Origin of the sequence: Bacillus sp. FJAT-27245 (assembly GCF_001273955.1) — a bacterium.
Taxonomy (GTDB): domain Bacteria; phylum Bacillota; class Bacilli; order Bacillales; family Cytobacillaceae; genus Bacillus_D.
Genome location: NZ_LIGI01000001.1, coordinates 3,252,845 through 3,274,544, shown reverse-complemented (window position 1 = coordinate 3,274,544; position 21,700 = coordinate 3,252,845). Strand labels below are relative to the sequence as shown.

General features: G+C 49.1%; 24 protein-coding genes. 16 read left to right on the top strand and 8 right to left on the bottom strand.

The genetic code is table 11. The features are described 5' to 3' along the window. Window positions 1–151: 151 nt before the first annotated feature. Window positions 152–820 carry a 3'-5' exonuclease KapD gene (gene kapD / locus ADU24_RS16105; protein WP_082306945.1) on the top strand — a complete coding sequence of 223 codons (669 nt, stop codon included), beginning with the start codon at window positions 152–154 and terminating at the stop codon, window positions 818–820. A 39-nt stretch (window positions 821–859) separates the two neighbouring features. Here kapD and ADU24_RS16100 read toward each other — a convergent pair whose 3' ends face one another. Continuing rightward, window positions 860–1,243, bottom strand: coding sequence for a kinase-associated lipoprotein B (locus ADU24_RS16100; protein WP_053367572.1), 384 nt, complete (start codon window positions 1,241–1,243; stop codon window positions 860–862). A gap of 119 nt (window positions 1,244–1,362) precedes the next feature. Here ADU24_RS16100 and ADU24_RS16095 point away from each other — a divergent pair, with 119 nt between their 5' ends. Together ADU24_RS16095 and ADU24_RS16090 are read left to right on the top strand one after the other, a co-directional pair. Beyond that, window positions 1,363–2,109, top strand: coding sequence for a peptidylprolyl isomerase (locus ADU24_RS16095; protein ID WP_053367571.1), 747 nt, complete (start codon window positions 1,363–1,365; stop codon window positions 2,107–2,109). A gap of 92 nt (window positions 2,110–2,201) precedes the next feature. Further along, window positions 2,202–2,411 (top strand): preprotein translocase subunit YajC, encoded by a 210-nt coding sequence (locus tag ADU24_RS16090; RefSeq protein WP_053367570.1) that lies wholly within the window; start codon window positions 2,202–2,204, stop codon window positions 2,409–2,411. A 103-nt stretch (window positions 2,412–2,514) separates the two neighbouring features. Here the strand turns inward: ADU24_RS16090 and ADU24_RS23090 are convergent, their stop codons facing one another. Continuing rightward, the gene (locus ADU24_RS23090; RefSeq protein WP_156324601.1) at window positions 2,515–2,667 is read right to left on the bottom strand and encodes a hypothetical protein; all 153 of its coding nucleotides are present in this window, start codon (window positions 2,665–2,667) and stop codon (window positions 2,515–2,517) included. A 257-nt stretch (window positions 2,668–2,924) separates the two neighbouring features. Between ADU24_RS23090 and ADU24_RS16085 the strand changes: the two genes are divergently transcribed. Continuing rightward, entirely contained in the window at window positions 2,925–3,863 is a 939-nt protein-coding gene (locus tag ADU24_RS16085) for a manganese-dependent inorganic pyrophosphatase (protein ID WP_053367569.1), read from the top strand. Between the two features lie 117 nt (window positions 3,864–3,980). Here ADU24_RS16085 and ADU24_RS16080 read toward each other — a convergent pair whose 3' ends face one another. Further along, the gene (locus tag ADU24_RS16080; protein WP_053367568.1) at window positions 3,981–5,138 is read right to left on the bottom strand and encodes a MalY/PatB family protein; all 1,158 of its coding nucleotides are present in this window, start codon (window positions 5,136–5,138) and stop codon (window positions 3,981–3,983) included. 82 nt (window positions 5,139–5,220) lie between these two features. On the opposite strand from ADU24_RS16080, the gene ADU24_RS16075 reads away from it, so the two are divergent. Beyond that, complete coding sequence (locus tag ADU24_RS16075) at window positions 5,221–5,481, top strand: DUF1871 family protein (protein WP_053367567.1); 261 nt, start codon at window positions 5,221–5,223, stop codon at window positions 5,479–5,481. A 279-nt stretch (window positions 5,482–5,760) separates the two neighbouring features. On the opposite strand, the gene ADU24_RS16065 is transcribed toward ADU24_RS16075, so the two are convergent. Continuing rightward, entirely contained in the window at window positions 5,761–6,597 is an 837-nt protein-coding gene (locus ADU24_RS16065) for an alpha/beta fold hydrolase (RefSeq protein ID WP_053367565.1), read from the bottom strand. Window positions 6,598–6,960: 363 nt separating this feature from the next. Here ADU24_RS16065 and yugI point away from each other — a divergent pair, with 363 nt between their 5' ends. The 3 genes from yugI to ADU24_RS16050 all read left to right on the top strand — a co-directional run bounded on the left by yugI (window position 6,961) and on the right by ADU24_RS16050 (window position 10,143). Continuing rightward, window positions 6,961–7,359: a S1 domain-containing post-transcriptional regulator GSP13 gene (yugI, locus tag ADU24_RS16060; protein WP_053367564.1), complete on the top strand. Its 399-nt coding sequence runs from the start codon at window positions 6,961–6,963 to the stop codon at window positions 7,357–7,359. 239 nt (window positions 7,360–7,598) lie between these two features. Continuing rightward, window positions 7,599–8,804 carry an ornithine--oxo-acid transaminase gene (locus ADU24_RS16055; RefSeq protein ID WP_053367563.1) on the top strand — a complete coding sequence of 402 codons (1,206 nt, stop codon included), beginning with the start codon at window positions 7,599–7,601 and terminating at the stop codon, window positions 8,802–8,804. A gap of 112 nt (window positions 8,805–8,916) precedes the next feature. Beyond that, window positions 8,917–10,143 (top strand): Glu/Leu/Phe/Val family dehydrogenase, encoded by a 1,227-nt coding sequence (locus ADU24_RS16050; protein WP_053367562.1) that lies wholly within the window; start codon window positions 8,917–8,919, stop codon window positions 10,141–10,143. A 90-nt stretch (window positions 10,144–10,233) separates the two neighbouring features. On the opposite strand, the gene ADU24_RS16045 is transcribed toward ADU24_RS16050, so the two are convergent. Beyond that, window positions 10,234–10,467: a DUF378 domain-containing protein gene (locus tag ADU24_RS16045; protein WP_053367561.1), complete on the bottom strand. Its 234-nt coding sequence runs from the start codon at window positions 10,465–10,467 to the stop codon at window positions 10,234–10,236. 139 nt (window positions 10,468–10,606) lie between these two features. Here ADU24_RS16045 and ADU24_RS16040 point away from each other — a divergent pair, with 139 nt between their 5' ends. The 3 genes from ADU24_RS16040 (at window position 10,607) to ADU24_RS16030 (ending at window position 13,858) form a co-directional block, all read left to right on the top strand. After that, entirely contained in the window at window positions 10,607–11,773 is a 1,167-nt protein-coding gene (locus tag ADU24_RS16040; RefSeq protein WP_053367560.1) for an iron-containing alcohol dehydrogenase, read from the top strand. 194 nt (window positions 11,774–11,967) lie between these two features. Continuing rightward, window positions 11,968–13,317, top strand: coding sequence for a glucose-6-phosphate isomerase (locus ADU24_RS16035; RefSeq protein WP_053367559.1), 1,350 nt, complete (start codon window positions 11,968–11,970; stop codon window positions 13,315–13,317). A gap of 139 nt (window positions 13,318–13,456) precedes the next feature. Beyond that, complete coding sequence (locus ADU24_RS16030; protein ID WP_053367558.1) at window positions 13,457–13,858, top strand: YugN-like family protein; 402 nt, start codon at window positions 13,457–13,459, stop codon at window positions 13,856–13,858. A gap of 331 nt (window positions 13,859–14,189) precedes the next feature. Here the strand turns inward: ADU24_RS16030 and ADU24_RS16025 are convergent, their stop codons facing one another. Both ADU24_RS16025 and ADU24_RS16020 read right to left on the bottom strand, forming a co-directional pair. Next, window positions 14,190–15,176 (bottom strand): potassium channel family protein, encoded by a 987-nt coding sequence (locus ADU24_RS16025; RefSeq protein ID WP_053368968.1) that lies wholly within the window; start codon window positions 15,174–15,176, stop codon window positions 14,190–14,192. Window positions 15,177–15,403: 227 nt separating this feature from the next. Next, the gene (locus ADU24_RS16020; protein WP_053367557.1) at window positions 15,404–16,060 is read right to left on the bottom strand and encodes a transglutaminase domain-containing protein; all 657 of its coding nucleotides are present in this window, start codon (window positions 16,058–16,060) and stop codon (window positions 15,404–15,406) included. A 281-nt stretch (window positions 16,061–16,341) separates the two neighbouring features. On the opposite strand from ADU24_RS16020, the gene ADU24_RS16015 reads away from it, so the two are divergent. The 4 genes from ADU24_RS16015 (at window position 16,342) to ADU24_RS16000 (ending at window position 20,410) form a co-directional block, all read left to right on the top strand. Continuing rightward, window positions 16,342–18,012 carry a DUF6044 family protein gene (locus ADU24_RS16015; protein ID WP_053367556.1) on the top strand — a complete coding sequence of 557 codons (1,671 nt, stop codon included), beginning with the start codon at window positions 16,342–16,344 and terminating at the stop codon, window positions 18,010–18,012. Window positions 18,013–18,142: 130 nt separating this feature from the next. After that, complete coding sequence (locus tag ADU24_RS16010; RefSeq protein ID WP_053367555.1) at window positions 18,143–19,174, top strand: glycosyltransferase family 2 protein; 1,032 nt, start codon at window positions 18,143–18,145, stop codon at window positions 19,172–19,174. After that, on the top strand, window positions 19,143–19,574 hold the full coding sequence (locus ADU24_RS16005) for a GtrA family protein (protein WP_053367554.1): 432 nt from the start codon (window positions 19,143–19,145) through the stop codon (window positions 19,572–19,574). The genes ADU24_RS16010 and ADU24_RS16005 overlap by 32 nt, the downstream gene beginning before the upstream one ends. 206 nt (window positions 19,575–19,780) lie before the next feature. Next, entirely contained in the window at window positions 19,781–20,410 is a 630-nt protein-coding gene (locus ADU24_RS16000; RefSeq protein WP_053367553.1) for a LysE family transporter, read from the top strand. Between the two features lie 88 nt (window positions 20,411–20,498). Here ADU24_RS16000 and ADU24_RS23085 read toward each other — a convergent pair whose 3' ends face one another. Beyond that, on the bottom strand, window positions 20,499–20,660 hold the full coding sequence (locus tag ADU24_RS23085; RefSeq protein ID WP_156324600.1) for a hypothetical protein: 162 nt from the start codon (window positions 20,658–20,660) through the stop codon (window positions 20,499–20,501). 176 nt (window positions 20,661–20,836) lie between these two features. On the opposite strand from ADU24_RS23085, the gene ADU24_RS15995 reads away from it, so the two are divergent. Further along, the gene (locus ADU24_RS15995; protein WP_053367552.1) at window positions 20,837–21,634 is read left to right on the top strand and encodes a TraR/DksA C4-type zinc finger protein; all 798 of its coding nucleotides are present in this window, start codon (window positions 20,837–20,839) and stop codon (window positions 21,632–21,634) included. The last annotated feature ends 66 nt before the right edge of the window (window positions 21,635–21,700 follow it).

Genomic DNA, 21,700 nt, shown 5'->3' with positions numbered 1-21,700 from the left:
AAATGTTGTTAAAAAATTTAAAAAATTTGCCCACTTCCATGCTATAATAAAGTGAAACTGCCATCAGCGGTGCTTTCTCGCTGAAGGCTAGTTCCATTACTTAAAAATAAAGAAATATTTAAAAATAGAGCACGCGCACAAGTAATTGTACATGTTCCAAATATACTATAGTACAGGCGCAGGGGGAGGAGTGAATGGATTGTCTGCGAAAAAACAATATTTGTTTATTGACTTTGAATTTACGATGCCGGAAAAAAACGTCAGGACAAGAGAGTTTTTTCCGGAAATCATTGAGGCGGGCATCGTTTCCGTAATCGACAACAAGATTCAATCCCAGTTCTCGGCATATGTAAGGCCACTAAGGTTTCCGATTCTTTCCGACCGTTGCAAATCATTCCTACATATTTCCCAGGAGATGATTGATACGGGGATACCATTTGCAGATTTGGCCAAGTACATTGAGGAACTTGGACGGAATCAGGATAACACGATTGTTACCTGGGGGAACATGGATATGAAAGTGCTTCGCCATAATTGCGAGGCTGCGGAGCTGGCTTTTCCGCTGAGGGGCAAAGAAATCGACCTATCGATGGAATATAAGCGGTTTTTCGGAGACCAGAATCAGACGGGGCTGTGGAAGGCCGTCCAGGAATACGGTAAGGAAGGGACAGGGAAGCATCACCGCGCCCTTGACGATGCATTGACAACATACAATATTTTCAAGCTTGTCGAGAAGGACAAACGATATCTTGAAAAGCCGAAACCGACGACAATTGGTGACAGGATTGATTTTTCAAAGCTTCTCAATGAATTTGTATAAAAGGCCAAATCACCATTTACGTGATTTGGCCTTTGTGTTTTATGGCTGGAAGTATTCTTTCTCAAGAACTTCCAGATTGCGGAGACTCATTTCCGCCCACGTTCCCGAATCATTTTGGAGTTCAGCTTTCATTTTTTCCAGCGATTCCTTGAGTGAGTCTTTATAATCCGGGACGTCTCCGCCATATTTTTTCACCATCTGTTTCGGAATCATTGCTCCTTCCCGATACGATAGCGCCCGGCGTTCATGAAAAAAGCCAACCTCCGCATCTTTTGGATGGTGAAGGTCACCCTGCATCGGGTGCTTTAGTACTGCGAGAATTCGGACCAGGACGCCATTCGGGCGCTCCTCGGTATATTCGGCAATGTATTTTCCTGTTTTATAAATGGCGGTTACGATGTCGCCCTTTTGAAGCTCAGACATACGGATCTCTCCTTCCAAAATAAAGTTCATAGTTGTCTTCATTATGGATGAACCTGCAGGAAAAACAAAGTGCAAAAGCTCGCGAAATCGGTTACATTAGTAAAATGGAGGGATGATTTGTGAAAATGAAAATAGTGGCTTTACTAGCCAGCGCAATGCTGGTTCTATCGGCCTGCGGGTCCTCTGGGGAAAAAGCGGACGATAACAAGACGACCGGATCGGGGAAAAACACGGCCGAACAAACGGCAAAAAACGATAACAAGCAGGGACCGGAAGTAAAAACTTACCCACAGCTATCGAACGAGGTAGCGGAAAATGAAAGGCTCGTTGAAATGGTGACGTCGATGGGGACGATTAAAATCAAACTGTTCCCCGAACTCGCGCCAAAAACGGTCGAAAACTTCATCAAGCTTAGCGAAAAAGATTACTATGACGGAGTGACTTTCCACAGGGTTATCAATGACTTCATGATTCAGGGCGGAGACCCAGAAGGTACTGGCCGCGGCGGTGAAAGCATCTACGGCAAGCCATTCGAGGATGAATTTTCGGAACAGCTCCTCAATTTCCGCGGTGCCCTGTCCATGGCGAATTCGGGCCCGAATACGAACGGGAGCCAATTTTTCATCGTCCAGAACAAAAACCTCGATCCTGACCTGAAAAGCAAGATGGAAGAAGCAGGCTATCCGCATGAAGCAATAGTCGGATATGAAAAAGGCGGAACACCATGGCTCGATTTTAAGCACACGGTCTTTGGCCAGGTCATCGAGGGTATGGATGTCGTGGATAAAATCGCAGAGGTAAAGGTAGGCGAGGAGAACAAGCCTGAAGAAGACGTAATCATTAAGGATATCAAAATCCTGAAATAACGAACCATTCCAGCCAAGCGATTTTCTGAGCCTCAGTGCTGCTGATATGGTATACTTTACGATGAACTCAGGCTTAAAGGGGAAGAATTGAGATGGACTCCTTGGTATTGGCACTACTGAACCTCTATTTTCCAGAGGATAAAACCGAATACATTCCCGCCGTAATCTGGTTTCTCTTGTTCTTACTTGGCGCCATTGCAATGATGTGGCTAATATTCCGTGTCTCTAAAAAAGAGGCGAGGAAAGCAAAGGAACTTGAAGAAAAGCTAGCAAAGAAAGGCGGACAAGAAGGAAACAGCTGAGTGGCTGTTTCCTTTTAAAGCAGAATCTTTAATTCTTAAAATCAGGGTTGCTTGTTGCGTAACCCGGATTTCGGGACTGCCATCAGCTCGAAAATCAAGCTGGCTACTCGCCTTTGGAAACCTGCTCATGCTTTGTGGATTTTTCTTCAGTCCCGATTTCATTTCCGGTTGTGTACTCATACGATGCCTCGACCCCCGAGTACTTCGCTTTCTTCCCTTTCCGCACCCGATACTGGGATAAATTCCTATAGACCATTTTAAGCTGGCCCCCCTTCTTTTTAAAAAAACCCCATCAGTTACCTATAGCCTTTTAAGTTCGCCCCTATGAATCCTTTTCCACCGATATTCCTACTTTGTGCGAAATCCCTTGCACTGATGCAACAAAGCGTGCATTTCTAACAGATTTTCGCCTGGGCAAAAAAACTTCCCAAGCAGATTAGAAAAGTTGATTAAGAACTGATAAAATAGATGAGGCGAAAAATTTTTTTACACACATAAGGAGCGAGTGTTCAGATGAATAAGGTTCTTGTTTTTGGACATAAAAATCCCGATACAGATTCGATTTGTTCGGCTATTGCATATGCGGAACTAAAGAAAAAACTCGGCGTGGATGCGGAGGCTGTACGCCTTGGTGAAATTAACGGCGAGACTGCGCATGCGCTGGAAACGTTCGGCGTTGAAGCGCCCCGCCTCGTTGGCAAGGTATCCGGAGAAGCTGCCGGCGTCATTCTAGTCGACCATAATGAACGCCAGCAAAGTGCCGATGATATTGGCGAAGTGGGCATACTCGAGGTTATCGACCACCACAGGATAGCAAACTTTGAAACGAGCGACCCGCTTTATTACCGCGCGGAGCCAGTTGGCTGCACGGCTACAATCCTGAACAAAATCTACAAGGAAAAAGGGATTGCAATTGACAAGGCGACAGCTGGTCTGATGCTTTCGGCAATCATTTCGGATTCGCTGCTATTCAAGTCCCCGACTTGCACGCAGGAGGATATCGATGCGGCGGCAGAGCTTGCCGAAATAGCTGGCGTTGATGCCCAGAGCTACGGCCTTGCGATGCTGAAGGCTGGCGCTGACTTGAGTGACAAAACAATTGCCCAGCTGATTTCGCTCGATGCGAAAGAATTCCAGATGGGTTCGGCAAAAGTTGAAATCGCGCAGGTAAATGCAGTTGATACAAACGACGTCCTTGCCAAGAAAGAAGAACTGGAACAAGCGATCCAGGCAGTTGTCGATGAAAAAGGGCTCGATTTATTCCTTTTCGTTGTAACCGACATCCTGACAAACGATTCAATTGGGCTTGCTGTTGGGCGCGAGGCTTCCGCAGTCGAGCAGGCCTATAATGTTGCACTTGAAAATAACACCGCCGTACTGAAGGGCGTTGTTTCAAGGAAAAAGCAAATTGTCCCTGTCCTTACGGAAACATTCCAGAAACGGAATCAATAACAAACCATCAAAAGGCCATCCCGGCAATCGGGGTGGCCTTTTTGGTTTTAAAAATATCGTGCTAAGTTAATACGCATGCCAGCTATCCTTTATATAGCTATCTCCTTCTAAGGGGCTTTAGCTAAACGCCTTTTTAAGTCGGCCAAGCCCGTCTTCGAGGACGTCCCTTGGACAAGCGATGTTCATCCTGACAAATCCTTCCCCGCCCTGGCCGTACTTGATCCCGGGTTCAAGGGCAAGCTTGCCTTTTTCAAGAAGCCTTCGCTGAATTTCTTCATCCGAAAGCGACAATTCCCTGCAGTCAAGCCATAAAAGGAATGTCCCGTCCGGTTCGATCAGTTTGACAGTTTGAAGATTGTTTTTCAAAAAGTCCCTTACAACCGAAACATTTCCCTCTATGTATTCCAATAATGCATCCAGCCAGGCGGCGCCATGCATGTACGCGGCTTCGGTCGTGACGGCCGCAAACGTGTTCAATGTTTTGAACCCCTGCCTTTTCTGGGCATCCTTGAACTTATCACGAAGCTTTTCATTCGAAATAATCGCAACCGCGGCCTGGATGCCGCCAAGGTTAAACGTTTTGCTCGGTGCGATGAAGGTGACGGTTCTGTCCGCGATGTCCTCACCGAGGCTTGCGATTGGCACATGGCGCCCTTTGAAAATAATATCGGAATGAATCTCATCGGAAACGATCAGGCAATTATGCTTGGCGCAAAGTTCGGCGAGCCGTTTGAGCTCATCTTGTGACCAAACACGGCCGCCCGGGTTATGCGGGTTGCAAAGCAAAAACAGTTTGCAGCCTTTCTTCAATGCTTCTTCAAAATCAGCGAAGTCAATTTCATAGCGTCCATCTTTTAAAACGAGAGGAGATGTTTCAACCAGCCTGCCATTTGCTTCAATCATTTCAAAAAACGGATTGTAGACGGGCGGCTGGACAAGCACTCTATCTCCCGGCTCTGTATATGCCTGTATTGCGGCGGCAATCGCCGGTACGACCCCACTCGCGTATACGAGCCAATTTTGGCCGATAGTCCAACCGTGCCGCGTCGATAGCCAGCTGCTGATTGCCTCATGTACGGACGGCTGGACAAACGTATAGCCAAAGATTCCGTGCTCCACCCTTTTTTGTACCGCATCAATCAACTCCTGGGGCGGGCGGAAATCCATGTCCGCAATCCACATAGGCAATACATCGTCGGTTCCGTATATTTCTTTAGTCATCTCCCACTTGATGGACCCTGTGTTCATCCTATTGATTTTTTCATTGAAATTCATGAGCAACCCCCGTATGGAAAAATTTATTTCGGTTTTAAAGTATGGTAAAATACAATGACTTAATCGAATGGCAGGTGATTGGATGGAAACAGCGATAATGAACCTTCTTCTGGCGGATGAGTTGAATGAATGGGACCCGTTTCAGATTGGAGGCGGCTCCTATGACACAGAAATAGCCGATGCCATCCAGGCCGTTTACACGCTAAATGATGAAAAAGAGCTTGCAGAACGGCTTCAGTCTATATATGAATTCTCCTTCGAGCAGATTATTCCTTTCGAAAATTGTCTGATCGTCGCGAAAAAGCTTCTTTCCATTAAAAACAATAGCTCGTGCGCTCTTTAGAAAAAGAAGAGTGGCGCTCCTGCCGTCCGTGAGAAGCGGCATGTAGCAGTTTAATAAGTACAGCGGCTAACTCTTATGAGCGATAGCCGCTGTTTTTGTAAGGCCGCAATTCCACAGCCGCAGCCTCCAAAATTCAGATCCTCCACCACGCCAATAGGCTTTCCGACCGGGTCCTTCACGAAAATGCAATCCAACGGCGTTCCAAGCCTAATCCAAGTGAAAGGCAATCCAACCGGGTTCCAGTGCCCACCATGTGAAAAAGTAAGCCCATAGCGTTCCTCACTCCTGGCTCTCAATAAACTCCTTCATATACTGATACACTTCCTCGGGACGTTCTTCCGGGACGAGATGCCCAGTATTGTCCAGAACGACAAGCTCGGAATTTACCAAATCGTTATTCAGCCTTTTTCCGACTGCAAGAGGGACAACCCGGTCATGCACTCCCCAAATGAGGAGGCAGGGTGTCCTGATTTTTCGGAGCGCTTCCGGCGGCAGCTCACCTTCACGATCATGGATAAGGCGGCCGAGGCCACGGAACATTTGCTTGTCCAAAAAAGGCTGCATATACCCTCTCAGCATATCCTCATCAATGAGCGACTGGTCGTGAACGACAAGCTTTAAATTCTTTTTGACTCCGCCCGACCGGACAAGCCAGCGCTTGACGGCCAGATGGAAAAAAGGCAGCCGGCTTCCAAAGGACAGAAGCTTTCCAGGAGGCTCCAGATAACTCGAACTGCAGAATAGCACCGCCTTGTTCGCCAAATCAGGCTTGAGTGCAATCATATTAAGGACATATTGCCCTCCCATCGAGTGCCCAGCCAGTATCGGTTTTTTTATTCCAAGCTCATCGAGAAGGGCAATCATGGTTGTGGCAATATTTTTGTAGGAATATAAAAACTTTGTTGTCTTGCCACTTTTCCCAAAAGGGGGCACATCGATGTTCAGCACGTTATAATCCCTCTTTAGAAGCGGAACAAGCTTCCTGAAACTGAAGGAAGATGATAGAAAGCCATGCAGGAGGACGACTGTATCGGCCTTTGGATTGTACGGGTGCCATTCATAGTAAACGTTGATTCCATTTATCTCTTTTATTGTTGCTTCTGCTGTGTGGCTCATGTGGCCCTCCCTTTGTCGAAAATTATCTTTCTGTGTATATGTAATACCATACCCACTATCATGGCTCAAGCATCGCGAAAAATAATAAAAGCAGTTATTTGCCTTTGTGCATTTTAGTTTCATTGAGAAAATCCATTACTTTCAGTTAATCCTGCACACTTTGTTTACAATCATTTATTGTGGCAGCTTGCAAAATCCGTTTCCCTTCGACATGCCCTATAAAGCGTTTACACGTAAAGGTTCAGTGGAATACGAGTAATGGAAGAGGCTTTAGGGCCTTTTTGATTTAATTGGCCAGTTGTGTTATAATTTTTTATTGCGTATAAATGGGATTAAAAATTTACAAAACTTAGGAGTGTTTTTATGTCGGAGAAAATTGAAGCAGGCAGCGTCCTGACCGGAAAGGTGACGGGAATCCAGCCTTATGGAGCATTTGTCGCCCTTGACGGGAATACCCAGGGACTTGTCCATATTTCGGAAATCACACACGGCTACGTTAAGGATATCAATGAATTTTTAAAGGTTGGGGACGAGGTTAAGGTGAAGGTCCTGTCCGTGGACGAAGAGGCGGGTAAAGTTAGCCTTTCCATCCGCGCAACCGAAGAAGCACCGGTCCAGCAGGCGAAGCCAAGGAAGCCGCGCCAAAAACGCCAGCCAGCGGTCATCATGCCCGAAGCTGAACAACAGCAGGGCTTTAACACATTAAAGGAAAAGCTGCAGGAATGGATTGACCAATCCCAGCAGGAAGAAATCAACAAGTAAGCGTAGAAGGCCTGTTCCCATTTCGGAACGGGCTTTTTTTTTATTGGGGGAGCATTCGATTTATGGCCACCCCCCGGCGTGTCGATAGTGGTTGTCCATGCGGAAATAAAGAATTATCAGACTGTTGCGCCATATAATTGTTTCAATAATAGCCGGTTGTTATGTACAATAAAGATAACTGTCTATCAGCGGTCTTTATGTGTGGGGACGGTTTCTTTTTAAAAAATGGAGGGATTTCAATGGTACATATGGCAAAAACCAAGGATGTAATTGAACAAACGGAAAAATACGGCGCGCGCAACTATCATCCGCTGCCAATTGTCATCTCAAAAGCGGAAGGCGTTTGGGTTGAGGATCCAGAAGGCACCAAATACATGGATATGCTGAGCGCCTATTCGGCTGTCAACCAAGGGCACCGCCATCCCAAAATCATTCAAGCGCTGAAGGACCAGGCGGACAGGGTGACCCTTACATCCCGCGCATTCCATAACGACCAGCTTGGACCATGGTATGAAAAAATTTGCAAGCTTACAAATAAGGACATGGCCCTTCCAATGAATACGGGCGCCGAGGCTGTTGAAACCGCGGTCAAGGCTGCGAGGCGATGGGCTTATTTTGAAAAAGGCGTCGAAGAAAACAAGGCGGAGATCATCGGCTGTATCGGAAATTTCCATGGCCGCACAATGACAGCGGTTTCACTTTCTTCCGAAGAGGAGTATAAAAAAGGATTCGGCCCAATGCTTCCTGGCATCAAGCTTGTCCCATATGGTGACCTGGATGCGTTGAAAGAGGCGATTACACCAAATACGGCCGCTTTCATTATCGAGCCAATCCAGGGTGAGGCCGGCATCATCATCCCGCCGGAAGGGTATTTGAAAAAGGCATACGAACTGTGCAAGGAAAACAATGTCCTGTTCATCGCGGACGAAATCCAGGCGGGGCTGGCGCGTTCCGGTAAAATGTTCGCCTGTGAATGGGAAGGCTTCGAACCGGATATGTATATCCTCGGAAAAGCGCTGGGAGGCGGCGTATTCCCGATTTCCTGCGTCGTCGCAGACAAAGGCATCCTTGGCGTGTTCAATCCGGGCTCCCACGGGTCAACATTCGGGGGGAACCCAATGGCATGCGCGGTATCCATCGCCGCCCTCGATGTCCTGATTGATGAAAAACTCGCGGACAGGTCTCTTGAGCTTGGAGAATACTTTATGGAAAAATTAAAGGAAATCTCGAATCCTAGAATTAAAGAAGTACGCGGGCGTGGCCTGTTCATCGGGGTTGAACTGACGGAACCCGCCAGGAAATATTGCGAACAGCTGAAGGAAGAAGGCCTTCTTTGCAAGGAAACACACGACACGGTTATCCGTTTCGCACCGCCGCTCGTCATCAAAAAGGATGAACTGGACTGGGCGATTGAGCGGATCAAAAAGGTACTAGAACAGGAGTAACTTGAATTAGCCCCAATTTTCACGGAGATATTCTTTGGGACAGCGAATTAGTCCAATTTTACCCGAAACAAAAGCCTGATATTCAGGCATTCGCCTTTGAGGAGAATCCCATATGCTACAAGCGACGCAAAGTGTCATGAAGGAAGCGCTTAGGAAACTGGGCTACAAAGAGGACGTGTATGAACTGTTGAAAGAACCGTCCAGGCTGCTTGAAGTCCGCATCCCGGTCCACATGGACGATCGATCCGTTAAAGTATTCACGGGCTATCGGGCGCAACACAATGATGCAGCGGGACCTATAAAAGGCGGCGTCCGGTTCCACCCCGATGTGGATGCCGAAACAATCAAGGCCCTTTCCTTGTGGACAGCGCTGAAATGCGGGATTGCCGATCTCCCTTTTGGCGGCGGAAAAGGTGGAATCGCCTGCGACCCGAGACGGCTGAGCCTTGGGGAACTCGAACGCCTAAGCAGGGGATATGTGCGCGCTGTCTCCCAAATTGTTGGCCCTGCAAAGGATATCCTCGGTCCCGACGTATTCACCAACTCGCAAATCATGGCCTGGATGATGGATGAATACAACTGGCTGAAAAAATACGATTCTCCCGGTATTATCTCAGGGAAGCCCCTTTCGCTTGGCGGTTCCGAAGGCAGGGAAAAGGCGAGCTCGCTCGGGATTGCCATTTGCGTCGAGGAGGCCGCCAAAAAGAAGCGGCTAACGATAAAAGGGTCCAGGGTGATCATCCAGGGGTTCGGCAATGCCGGAAGCTACCTTGCCAAGTACCTCCATGACGCCGGGGCCATTGTCACAGGTATTTCGGACGCATACGGAGCGCTCTATGACCCGGATGGCCTGCCGATTGAGTATTTGCTGAACCGCCGGGACAGCTTTGGAACGGTTACGTCCCTTTTCGAGGGAACAATCACGAATGCAGAGCTGCTTGAGCAGGAGTGTGACATCCTTGTGCCCGCGGCTGTTTCCGGACAGATTACCGAAGAAAACGCCCATAATATCAAAGCTTCGATCATTGTCGAGGCGGCGGGGGGCCCGACGACGCTTGAAGCCGGGAAAATCCTCGACAGCATGGGTATCCTGGTTGTCCCGGATGTCCTCGCGGGCTTAGGCGGGATTGTCGTTTCCTATTTCGAATGGGTCCAGAACAAGCAGGGGCTTTATTGGCCACTTAAGGAAATTGAAGAAAAGCTCCGGTTGAAAATGACCGTAGCATTCAATACTATTTACGAATCCGCCAAAGCAAGGCGAATCAACATGCGCATGGCCGCTTATATGGCCGGCGTGCAAAAAATGGCCGAAGCCTCCATCAAACGGGGCTGGGTTTAAAGGAAAAAGAAAATCCCCGCTCATCCAGCGGGGATTTCATTGTGAAAAACGCATAACCATACTTTTTGAAGGTGGTACAAATACGCTTCCTTACCTTGACGGATTCGTTTGGGCCGATTCTTCCCTCTCGTGGCTTGGGGCAAACAGCAGGCCAAGGTTAATCAGGCCGGCAATGCCGACAAGGCCGTAGATAATCCTTGAAACTCCGGAATCCTGTCCGCCAAAAAGGGAAGCAACCAAATCAAATTGGAAAAAACCGACAAGGCCCCAGTTAATAGCGCCAATAATTGTTAGGACAAGTGCAATCCTTTGAATCGTGCTCATCTAGATCCTCCTTTAATCGTTATCACTACTAATGTGGACACGATTAGGAATTTTATACATGCCTGGCACCAAACCATGCGAACTTTTTGCAATCCAATGTACGATAATAAATAATAGTGTGTGTAAAGGAGGAGATTCCATGGATAATTTTACTTTTTACAATCCAGTGCGATTGATTTTTGGAAAAGGCCAGCTGGCGGAATTAAAAAATGAAGTCCCGAAATACGGGAAAAAAGTGCTTCTCGTTTACGGCGGAGGAAGCATTAAACGAAATGGCCTATACGACCAGGTTATCATGCTTTTGAATGAAGCCGGAGCCGAAGTGTTTGAACTGGCCGGAGTCGAACCGAACCCGCGTGTCTCCACTGCCAGGAAAGGAATCGAAATCTGCAAGACGGAAGGAATCGAGCTTCTGCTCGCTGTCGGCGGCGGTTCAGTCATTGACTGCACGAAGTTAATCGCAGCTGGGGCAATGTATGAGGGCGATGCATGGGATATTGTCGTGAAAAAAGCCGAGGTGAACGATGCCCTCCCATTCGGCACCGTATTGACACTCGCTGCGACCGGCTCGGAAATGAACGCCGGTTCCGTCATCACAAACTGGGAAACGAATGAGAAATATGGATGGGGCGCCCCGCCTTACTCCATGCCGAAATTCTCCATCCTTGACCCGGTCCATACGTTCACCGTTCCAAAAGACCAGACGATTTACGGGATTGTCGACATGATGTCCCACACATTCGAACACTATTTCCACAAGGCCGGGAATACGCCATACCAGGATCGCATGTGTGAATCCCTCCTGCAAACGGTAATGGAAATAGCTCCGAAAGCGGTGGAAGACCTTGAAAACTATGAGTACCGCGAAACTCTGCTTTACTGCGGTACAATGGCATTGAATGGCATTATCAACATGGGCTTCCGCGGCGACTGGGCGACCCACAATATCGAGCACGCCGTCTCGGCTGTCTACGATATTCCGCACGGCGGCGGCCTCGCGATCCTGTTTCCGAACTGGATGAAACACAACCTCAAAACAGATCCGGCCAGGTTCAGGCAACTGGCAGTCAGGGTCTTCGGCGTCGACCCTTCCGGAAAAACCGATGAAGAGGCCGGCCTTGAAGGAATTGAAAAGCTCCGCGAGTTCTGGTCAAGCATCGGCGCCCCGGCACGACTCGCCGACTACGGCATCGATGACAGCAAAGTCGAACTCATGGCCGACAAAGCAATGGCCAACGGCGAATTCGGCGGCTACGTTACCCTCAACAAGGAAGATGTACTTGCCATCCTCCGCGCATCACTATAATTTGAACGGCTGTCCTTCCAAAGGGCAGCCGTTTTAACTCTGCAAAGGATTTCCAATTATGGTGCAATCAATGAAAAAACAGTTGTGCGAAATTTGACGGAATTGGTCGCGCTTTCACGGCAGCCTGTTCCTTGCTTATCCTATTTCCATTGGGTAAAGTGGGTATGATAACACTAAAATACGGAGGTTTCCAAATGACACATATCCGTTTTGACTACACAAAAGCACTCGGCTTTTTCGGCGAGCACGAACTCACCTACCTGCGTGACGCGGTAAAAGTAGCCCATCACTCCCTCCACGAAAAAACCGGAGCGGGCAGCGACTACCTCGGCTGGATCGACCTGCCTGAAAACTACGATAAAGAAGAATTTTCCCGAATCCAGAAAGCCGCGGAAAAAATCAAATCAGACTCCGATGTCCTCGTCGTAATCGGCATCGGCGGCTCCTACCTGGGCGCCCGCGCCGCAATCGAATTCCTTGGCAACAGCTTCTACAACTCGATGCAGGCAGAGAAGCGCGGCACACCGCAAATCATCTTTGCCGGTAACAACATCTCGTCCACCTACATGCACGACATCATCGGCCTCCTCGAAGGCAAGGACTTCTCCATCAACGTCATCTCGAAGTCCGGCACAACAACCGAACCCGCCCTAGCCTTCCGCCTGTTCCGGAAGCTTCTCGTGGAAAAATACGGGGAAGAAGAAGCGCGGAAGCGGGTCTACGCCACCACGGACAAGTCGCGCGGAGCCCTGAAGACGCTCGCAAACGAGGAGGGCTACGAAACCTTCGTCATTCCGGACGACGTCGGCGGCCGCTACTCCGTTTTAACAGCAGTCGGCTTGCTGCCAATCGCGGTTTGCGGAGCTGACATCGAGGCGATGATGAAAGGCGCGGCGCAGGCAATGGAAGATTACAGCCATTCCGAGCTTGAGGACAATCCTGCCTACCAATACGCAGCGGTCCGGAATGCGCTCTACAACAAAGGCAAGACAATAGAAATGTTGATCAACTACGAGCCTGGCCTTCAATATTTCTCTGAATGGTGGAAACAGCTCTTCGGGGAAAGCGAAGGAAAAGACCAGAAAGGGATTTTCCCTTCCTCGGCCAACTTCTCGACTGATTTGCACTCGCTTGGGCAATATATCCAGGAAGGCCGCCGCGATATGTTTGAAACAATCATTAAAGTGGAAAAACCACGATATGAGCTCACAATCGAGGAAGAAGCGAACGACCTCGACGGCCTGAACTACCTCGCCGGGCAAACAGTCGATTTTGTTAACAACAAAGCCTTTGAGGGAACAATGCTCGCCCACACCGATGGCGGCGTACCGAACCTGATTGTCTCCATCCCGCAAATGGACGAGTATACATTCGGCTACCTGGTTTACTTCTTTGAAAAGGCATGCGCAATGAGCGGCTACCTGCTCGGCGTCAACCCATTCGACCAGCCGGGCGTTGAAGCATACAAGGTCAATATGTTCGCGCTCCTCGGCAAGCCGGGCTACGAAGAAAAGAAAGCCGAACTGGAAAAACGACTGAAATAACCTTGATTTCTAAACGTCTTTAAGAAGGAAAGAAAGCCGATTTGAAGAAGCTTATATTTCTAATCTCTTTTAAATTCCTGAAAATAGGCTTTTAGGTGCCTTTTTTACAACAAAATGAAAAAGGAAAGAGGGGGCTGCTATGATTCCTGTAAAAAGCAATATTGAAGGGAAAGATTTTTCCTTTAAGGTTCTTGAGGATACCCTGAAGCCGCTCGGCTATAGCGTCGGCGGCAACTGGGATTACGACAAGGGCTTCTTTGACTACAAGATCAATGATGACGGCGCGTACCACTTTTTCAGGGTGCCATTCCAGGCAGTGGATGGCCAGCTCGACGGCGGAAATCCAAGAGTCCGGATCGGCACGCCGTTCCTGCTCGCCCATGAGTACGAGGATGGAGTCGATAAGGAAGGCAACATCGGCAACGTGTCCGCCTCGGTCAACCAATTCCAGTCACCCGAAGACAAGGACGCCCCAATTGACTCCGAGTATCTGAAAATCGCGGACGATCTCATCGCAAAGCTTGAGGCGGCCCTTCTGTAAAACCTTATTCATCCTGAAAGCGCGGGAGCTTCGAGCTCCCGCGCTTTTCTTTTATTGCTTCGGACAGCAACTAGGCAATTTTGTGGTTTCGAGTCAAAAGATGCCCCAAGTTTGGACAGAAAGCCGGAGTTTCGTGGGTTTCAAGTCCAAAGATGCTCCATGTTTGGACAACAACCATGAGTTTCGGTGGTTTCTAGTCCAAAGATGCCCCAAATTTGGACAGCAACCCGGAGTTTAGGCGTTCTGGGTCCAAAGAAGTCCCCATCCATTTTCTTTTTAAATAGAGTCGATATTTTTAAACGCAGCAACGCCGCAGTTTAAATATCCCCAATTACCTAATCGCAATAAATTCATCGCCAGGCTCTATTGTAAACGCAAGCGGTGGGTTGATGACCAATTCTTCTCCTCTTTTAATGCCAATCAACAGCTTTTCACGGCCCGCCCAAACCACTTTTGCCTCTGCGAAGGTCCGCCCCACCATATGTTCCGCAACCTGCTCGGATGCAAGGCGGTTTTCCTGAAGCCCGCCGATGATATCCAGCAGCAGCCCTGTTCCCCGCGAGTGAATACTGCTGAGCATGAAAATGCTGGCCAGTTTATTTGATTGCAGCACCTGGTCGGCACCGGCCCGTTTCGCATTCACAACCTGCTCGGGTGTGAGAATTTCGACGATACATTTTACTTCCGGGCAAATCCCCTTTATGGTCAGCAAGGTCAAAATCGAGTTCATGTCCGCGAGCAGCTCCTCGTGGCTGTGGTCTGACGTAATGAGCACCATTTCGGCCTTTGGGACATTTCCTTTTAAAATGGTTTCGTCAACGTGGGGCTTGCCCTGAACGAAGTGGACATAGCGTGACTGGGTCGGGTTTTCATCAAGCGTCTCATCAATTAGAACAATTTCGATAGGGCTGCCGGAATTGTTCAGCTTGCTGATGATTTCCCGGGACCGCTCATTCCAGCCCACAATCACCATATGCCCGGTGCCTTTATACGCAAGCTTGCCTTCCGACAACGCGTTCTGCTTTGTTACTGCGGCGGTGGCTAGAGATACAAAATAATAGGAAACGAGCCCTGCGCCAAACAAGATTAGGAGAACCGCGGCGAGCCTGCCTAAAAGAGAATGGGGGACAAAATCGCCATAGCCTACGGTCGTGGCTGTAATAATCGCCCACCAGATCCCATCGTATACAGTCACAAACGTATCGGGTTCAAGGAAACGGATTCCCACCCCAAATGTTAGAAAAAAGAAAAGCGTAATGAACAAAATCCGAACCTGGACGGGCAGTCGCAAAAATTGGATATACAAGCGGTTTGGCATGGCAATCTCCTTAACGGCGGGCAGGGCCTCTTTGGAATAGCAGTGGCTGGATTCCACAAATGGAAAAAGGGTTTTATGACCCGGTCTTTTTTTTACAAGTATGGACAAAATCAATCTTTCCCAAAACGGGATATGCGGTCACTGTTAAAATTCCCGTAAAACAGAAAAACACTTCCCCACACGGGAGGAAGTGTAAATTTCCTAACGAACGTATCATCGTACGCCATCTACCAAAGATATTCGCCTTCCTTCATTTCATCCGTATGGAATAGATATTCAACATTTGCCTTATGGATAAACTCGCGGGCGCGGTTGTCGATGTAGCCGGCGCCGCGTGTCGTGTCCTGTGGCACCCATTTGCCGTCGATCCTGATTTCATTCCAGGCATGGTCACGGCCATAGACAACCTTTGCTTCAATTCCGGCAGCCCTGTGAAGCGCTGCATTCAAATGGGAAAATCCCATGCACATTGCTTTCCCTGACCCGAGCGCCTCAAGCGCTGATTTGAACTCAAATGGCCTGCCTGCGATCGCGTCAAAGTAAGTCGCCGCATCATATTCAAGATTTTCAGTTACCCATTTATAGATTGCGATAGACTTTTCTTTCGGCGTTTTCTTTCCATATGTAACTTCTTCAGCAATCCGAACAATTTCGGCGTCGCCGCTTTCGACGACTGAGCTTGGAAGCAGGAATGGATTTCCTTCCATTGTCCTCGTGACATGAAAGGAAAGGGTGGTTAAAAGACCGTGATCTTTGGTGCGGAGGGAGCTGGCTTCGTATGCGAGGTCTTTTGACAGGCTGGTTGCCAGCGCAAACGGAAGGCCGGGCTGGGCCACAACGATGGCGAGGAAACCGAAAAACACAATTAGAACAAACTTTTTCACGAAGCTCCTCTCCTTGCAAAAGAAATATAAATATAATATTTATTGTAAATATAGTAAAAAACCCCTCCTTTTGTAAAGAGTAAAAAACTCGAACATTCAGTTTTTTTGACAAAAACGCCCGATATATGAAAAACAACAATTATTCAGAGATAACAGCAAAGCTTTTTTCAAAAGAAAACCTCCCGTGGAAAGTAAGGAATAATCCACTAAATCTGGACAAATACTAAAACGGGTCTGAAGGGTTAAAAAAAGATGAAATAGCATCGAAGTGAGGGGAAGGGATGGTTGCAAGAAAAGAGTGGCGGCATATTGCCTTTGCTTCCATAGCGCTCGCTGTTTACTTGGCGCCGCTGTTCCTGCTCGGGGAGGATGCCCATATCCGGGTGCATGACAACCTCGATTCAAATATTGCCTGGTACAAGGTGCTTGCGGACAGCGGGGAAATCTTCGGGCCAGTGGACGCCTCCATTCCGCAAATCATCAATGGGGAGCTGTCGAGGAATGCGTTTGGACCAGAGCTGAGCGGGATAGTCTGGCTGCACGCGCTGCTCCCACAGATGGCCGCCTACGCTGTGAGCCAGGCGATTACACGGATTTTGGCTTTTATCGGCATGTATCTTTTGCTAAAAAAACATACGGCCCATGAGCCGCGCCATCAATGGGTTGCCACAGCTGCCGCGCTGGCGTTCGCGCTGACGCCATTTTGGCCATCTGGGATGCTCAGTACGCTCGGCATGCCTCTCGCGCTTTGGGCGCTTCTCAATATCCGGGCCGGGGAAAACCGCCCAATCAATTGGATTGTTCTCATGCTATTGCCGCTATACTCAAGCTTTGTGCTCGGGTTCTTTTTCTTCATCGTGGCGGCGGGGCTATTCTGGCTGGTTGATGTCATCAAAACAAAGAAGTGGAACCTCCGTTTTTTCCTGGCGATAGCAGCGATGACAGCGTCGTTTTTGCTGGTAGAGTACAGGCTCGTTTATTCATTTCTATTTGATGATGAGCCGAACAGCCGGGATGAGTATTTCCATGCGCGGCTTTCGTTTTGGCAAGCGGTAAGGCTGGCTATGAAAAATTTCTTGCTTGGCCATACACATGTCATGACGGTCCACGGGCTGTTCATTATTGCCGCCACTGTTATGGCATTAGGGGTTGTTTTTACAAAAAAAAGCTGGCGCCAGGAAAAGCTGTTCCTGCAGCTGCTGCTATTGAACATCGCCCTTTCCATCTGGTATGCGTTCTGGTTTTACAGGGGCTGGCTGCCGCTGACGGAACGGTTCCATTTCCTGGATACGTTTAATTTCGCGCGGTTCCATTTTTTGAGGCCGCTTGTCATTTACACCGGATTCGCGCTTGCCTTGAAAATTATCGCTGACTCAGGCATGGCCTGGAGGAAAACGGCTGTGGTCCTTGCGGCAGGGCAAATCGTGCTCCTGTTCCTTTTTAACGATGAAATCATTTACCGTGACAAGCCGACATTCAGGCAATTTTACGCCGAAAAGCAATTTGCGGAAATCGGACGCTATATTGGCCATCCAAAAGAGGAATACCGGGTCGCGAGCATCGGAATCCATCCGGCAATCGCCCAGTACAACGGATTTTACACGCTCGATACATACAACAACTTCTACCCGCTATCCTATAAGCATGAATTCCGGAAGATCATCGCCAAAGAGCTCGAGAAGAACAAAACTATCCGTGAGTACTTTGACGAATGGGGAGGGCGCTGCTATCTTTTCACAGCAGAGCTCGGCAAGCGGTACATGTTTAAAAAGAACTCGAAAGCATCCTTAAAAAACCTTGAGCTGAATACGAGCCAGTTCAAAAAAATGGGCGGCACATACATTTTCTCTGCGGTCCCGATTATGAATGCTGAGGAAAACAGGCTTCAACTGGAGCGTACCTTTACGTCAAAGGAGTCCGCCTGGAAGATTTACCTTTACAAAGTATTTTAGCCGCCAAGGCGGATCCATTTTTAAAAGGTATTTCAGCGCTAAGGTACATCCATTTTTAAAAAGTATTTTAGGCACCAGGGCACATTCATTTTTAACTAAAAAGCTTTAACCACATCAGGAGGATCGAACCATGAGTGAACCAGTCCTTACAATTGTCGTCCCTTGCTACAATGAGGAGGAAGTGCTGCCGATTACGATACCGGAGCTTTCGGGCTTGTTATCAGCGATGGTTGGCGATGGACAAGTTTCGCCTCTAAGCCGGCTTCTATTTGTCGACGATGGAAGCAGGGACAGGACATGGGAGCTTATTTATAAAACAAGCTTGGCGAACCCACTCGTAAAGGGCCTGAAGCTTGCCAGGAATGCCGGCCACCAGAACGCGCTTCTGGCGGGAATCTTTACCGCGAAGGATGCTTCCGACTGCATTGTCACAATCGACGCCGACCTCCAGGATGACATTGCGGCCATCCCCGAATTTATCAAAAAATACAAGGATGGCTGCGAAGTCGTGTACGGAGTTAGAAAGAGCCGGAAAAAGGATACATGGTTCAAGCGGTGCACCGCCCAGGGCTTTTATAGAATGATGGCTAAGATGGGTGTCAACCTCGTTTACAACCATGCCGATTTCCGCCTGCTCGGCAAACGTGCCGTCACCGAACTCGAGCGCTTCCGGGAAATCAATTTGTTCCTGAGGGGCGTCATCCCGCTAATCGGCTTTAAATCAGCCGAAGTTTTTTACGACAGGAAGGAACGCCAGGCGGGGGAATCGAAATATCCTTTCCGCAAAATGATCGCCTTTGCCTTTGACGGGATTACATCCTTCTCGGTAACGCCAATCCGCCTTATTCTTACACTTGGAATTGCGGCCTGCATGCTCAGCATCCTTTCGGGAGCGTATTACTACTTCCTGAAATATTACGGCGAGCCCGATTCGGGGTGGACGACGCTGATAATTTCAATCTGGCTGATCGGCGGCCTTCAGCTTGTCGCTATCGGACTAATCGGCGAGTATATCGGAAAAATCTACACAGAATCGAAGCAACGCCCAAAATTCATTATCGACATCGACATGTTCAATCTGCCTTTTGGCCTAAAGAACCAATCCGAACCGGGAACGGAGCGATATCGCCTTGATAGCGGCAAACTCCCTGAAACAAACTAACTCATTCTTCCGCTTTGCGCTTGTTGGCGTGGCCAACACCGCGGCAGGCCTGATCATCATGCTAACGCTATTGAACATTGCCGGCGCCTCCTACTGGCTCTCGACATTCATTGGCAACACTGCCGGCGCGGCACTCAGCTATTTTTTAAACCGGTCGTTCACCTTCAGAAGCTCCGTCCGTTTCTCGGATGGGGCGCCGAGGTTCATTGCCGTTATCCTCATCTGCTACTTTGCCTGCTACTGGGTAAGCGGGCAGGTAATCGGCGCCGGCGCAGCTGATTTCCTGCCCGCCGCTTACCGTGATGATGCAGCCGTCCTCGTCGGGAGCTGCCTTTACACACTCACCAACTATTTCGGGCAAAAAAAATATGTCTTCCGCGAAGGGCCTGCCATGCGATAGATGCGTGGCACGGCTTTTTTAAAAGCAGCGGACAACATCCCCAGCGATATTAAAAAGCAAAAAACGGCAGTGAACTTTTTCAAAAAACAAGCCCGCCTCAGGCATAGGCCCCCATCCAAAAACATGACAAAAAACAGTCGTACAAGCCCGCTTCCCTGAATACATTGTGTAGACAAGCTTTTTTTCAGGCAGGGGAGTGGAACGTCATGACCGTCTATTTAAGCTATGTATTGCTTGGCCTATCGCTAGCCGCGCCAATCGGGCCAATCAACGCCGCCCAGCTCGACCGGGGCATCCGCTATGGATTCTGGCACTCCTGGCTCACCGGAGTCGGAGCGGCCGCGGCTGACGGCATCTACATGATCATCGTCTACGCCGGAACCGTCACCTTCATCGATGCCCCAATTGTCCAGACCTTCCTATGGCTATTCGGCGCATTCGTCCTGCTCTACACAGGAGTAGAAAGCCTCATCAACATCAAAGGGCTCACAATAAGCGGCGACAAGAAAAAAGAACCGCTCTTCAAATCCTTTATGTCCGGCTTCTTCATGTCACTGTCCAACCCGCTCACCATCCTGTTCTGGCTCGGCATCTACGGCTCCGTCCTCGCCAAAACCGCCGCCACATCCGGACACGGACAACTCATCCTGTACAGCGCCGCCATCTTCTCAGGCCTCCTCATCTGGGACATCTCGATGGCCATCCTCGCAACAGGCGCCAAACGCTACCTCACATCGGCCTTCCTGACAGCCATATCCGTCATCTCCGGCCTCTCGCTCATCGGCTTCGGACTCTATTTCGGCTGGCAGGGAATCGCCGCCCTACTATCCTGGTAAGGCCAACCCCTCTTTTTGGAAAAAGCCCGGCTTCCGCCGGGCAGGCCCACGCCATCAAACCTCAATCAAAACCTCGGCCGGCACACCCTCAAACCTTGCGGCCAGTCGCACCGGGCGACTTATCCGTATTTCCCTGGCCATTATAATCCGTCCTGCCGGCGCCACGCACCTGGTCCCGGTCGGTGCCCACATACTCGCCCTGATGCTTCTCCTGTATTTCATGAAACTTCTTCTTATCCAAGTTTGGCATACTACCCACACTCCTTTCAGGTTAGGTTGCGCCCCAAGCTCTTTTTTATCCTTGCCCGGCATTTAACCTGGCATATAAAGCTGCTGAAACAGCTGAATAATAAACGGGAATTTAATTGAAACTAAAAAGAGGACCCGGGCCATGATGCGCGGATTTTTTAGGAAAGGGGCTTGCACATGTTATCTTCAGCACAATTGGAGGAGCTGCAGTCACGGCTGCTTAAGGAAAAGGCTAACCTTGAAGGCCATTTGGAGCAAAATGATGAATACGGGCTGCAGAGGGGGCATTCACATGAATCGATGGGCGAGCTCTCGAGCTACGACAACCATCCCGCCGACGAGGCGACCGAGCTGTACGAACGCGAAAAGGACATTGCCTTGAATGAACATACCAACAACCAGCTTGATAATATAAACAGGGCGCTTGAAGCAATTGCGCACGGCACATATGGCAAGTGCCAGGTGTGCGGCAAAGAGATCCCGTTTGAACGCCTGGAGGCGCTTCCCGATACGACGTATTGCAAGGAACACAGCCCGGACCAGGTGACATCGCACACCCGCCCGGTCGAGGAAGGCGTCCTCATGCCGCCATTCGGGAAATTCGATAAGGATGAAGAAGATGAAAGTGTATCTTATGATGCCGAGGATACGTGGCAGGAAGTAGCTTCCTACGGGACATCGGAAACGCCATCCGACTTTGCCTTCACGGACCAAAAGGACCACTACAATGACGATTATATTGAAAGTGAAGACCCGGTCGGCTACGTCGAGGATTATGAAAACTTCGTCGGAGTCGATATGTATGGTAAAAATGTAACGATTTATCCGAACGGCCAACACCGCAAATACGAGGATGAACTTGACGCGGAAGGCCTCATGACCGCTTTCGGCGACCTGCCCGCGTTCGAGCATGACCCGTATGTCGATGACGACCCCGATGACGGCCTCCAGGACCGCCACAAATATGAAAAATAAGAGAGTCTTCACCAACGAATGGGCTGCGCCCGCACCATCCGCATTCGACCCAACAGCAGTGTGCAG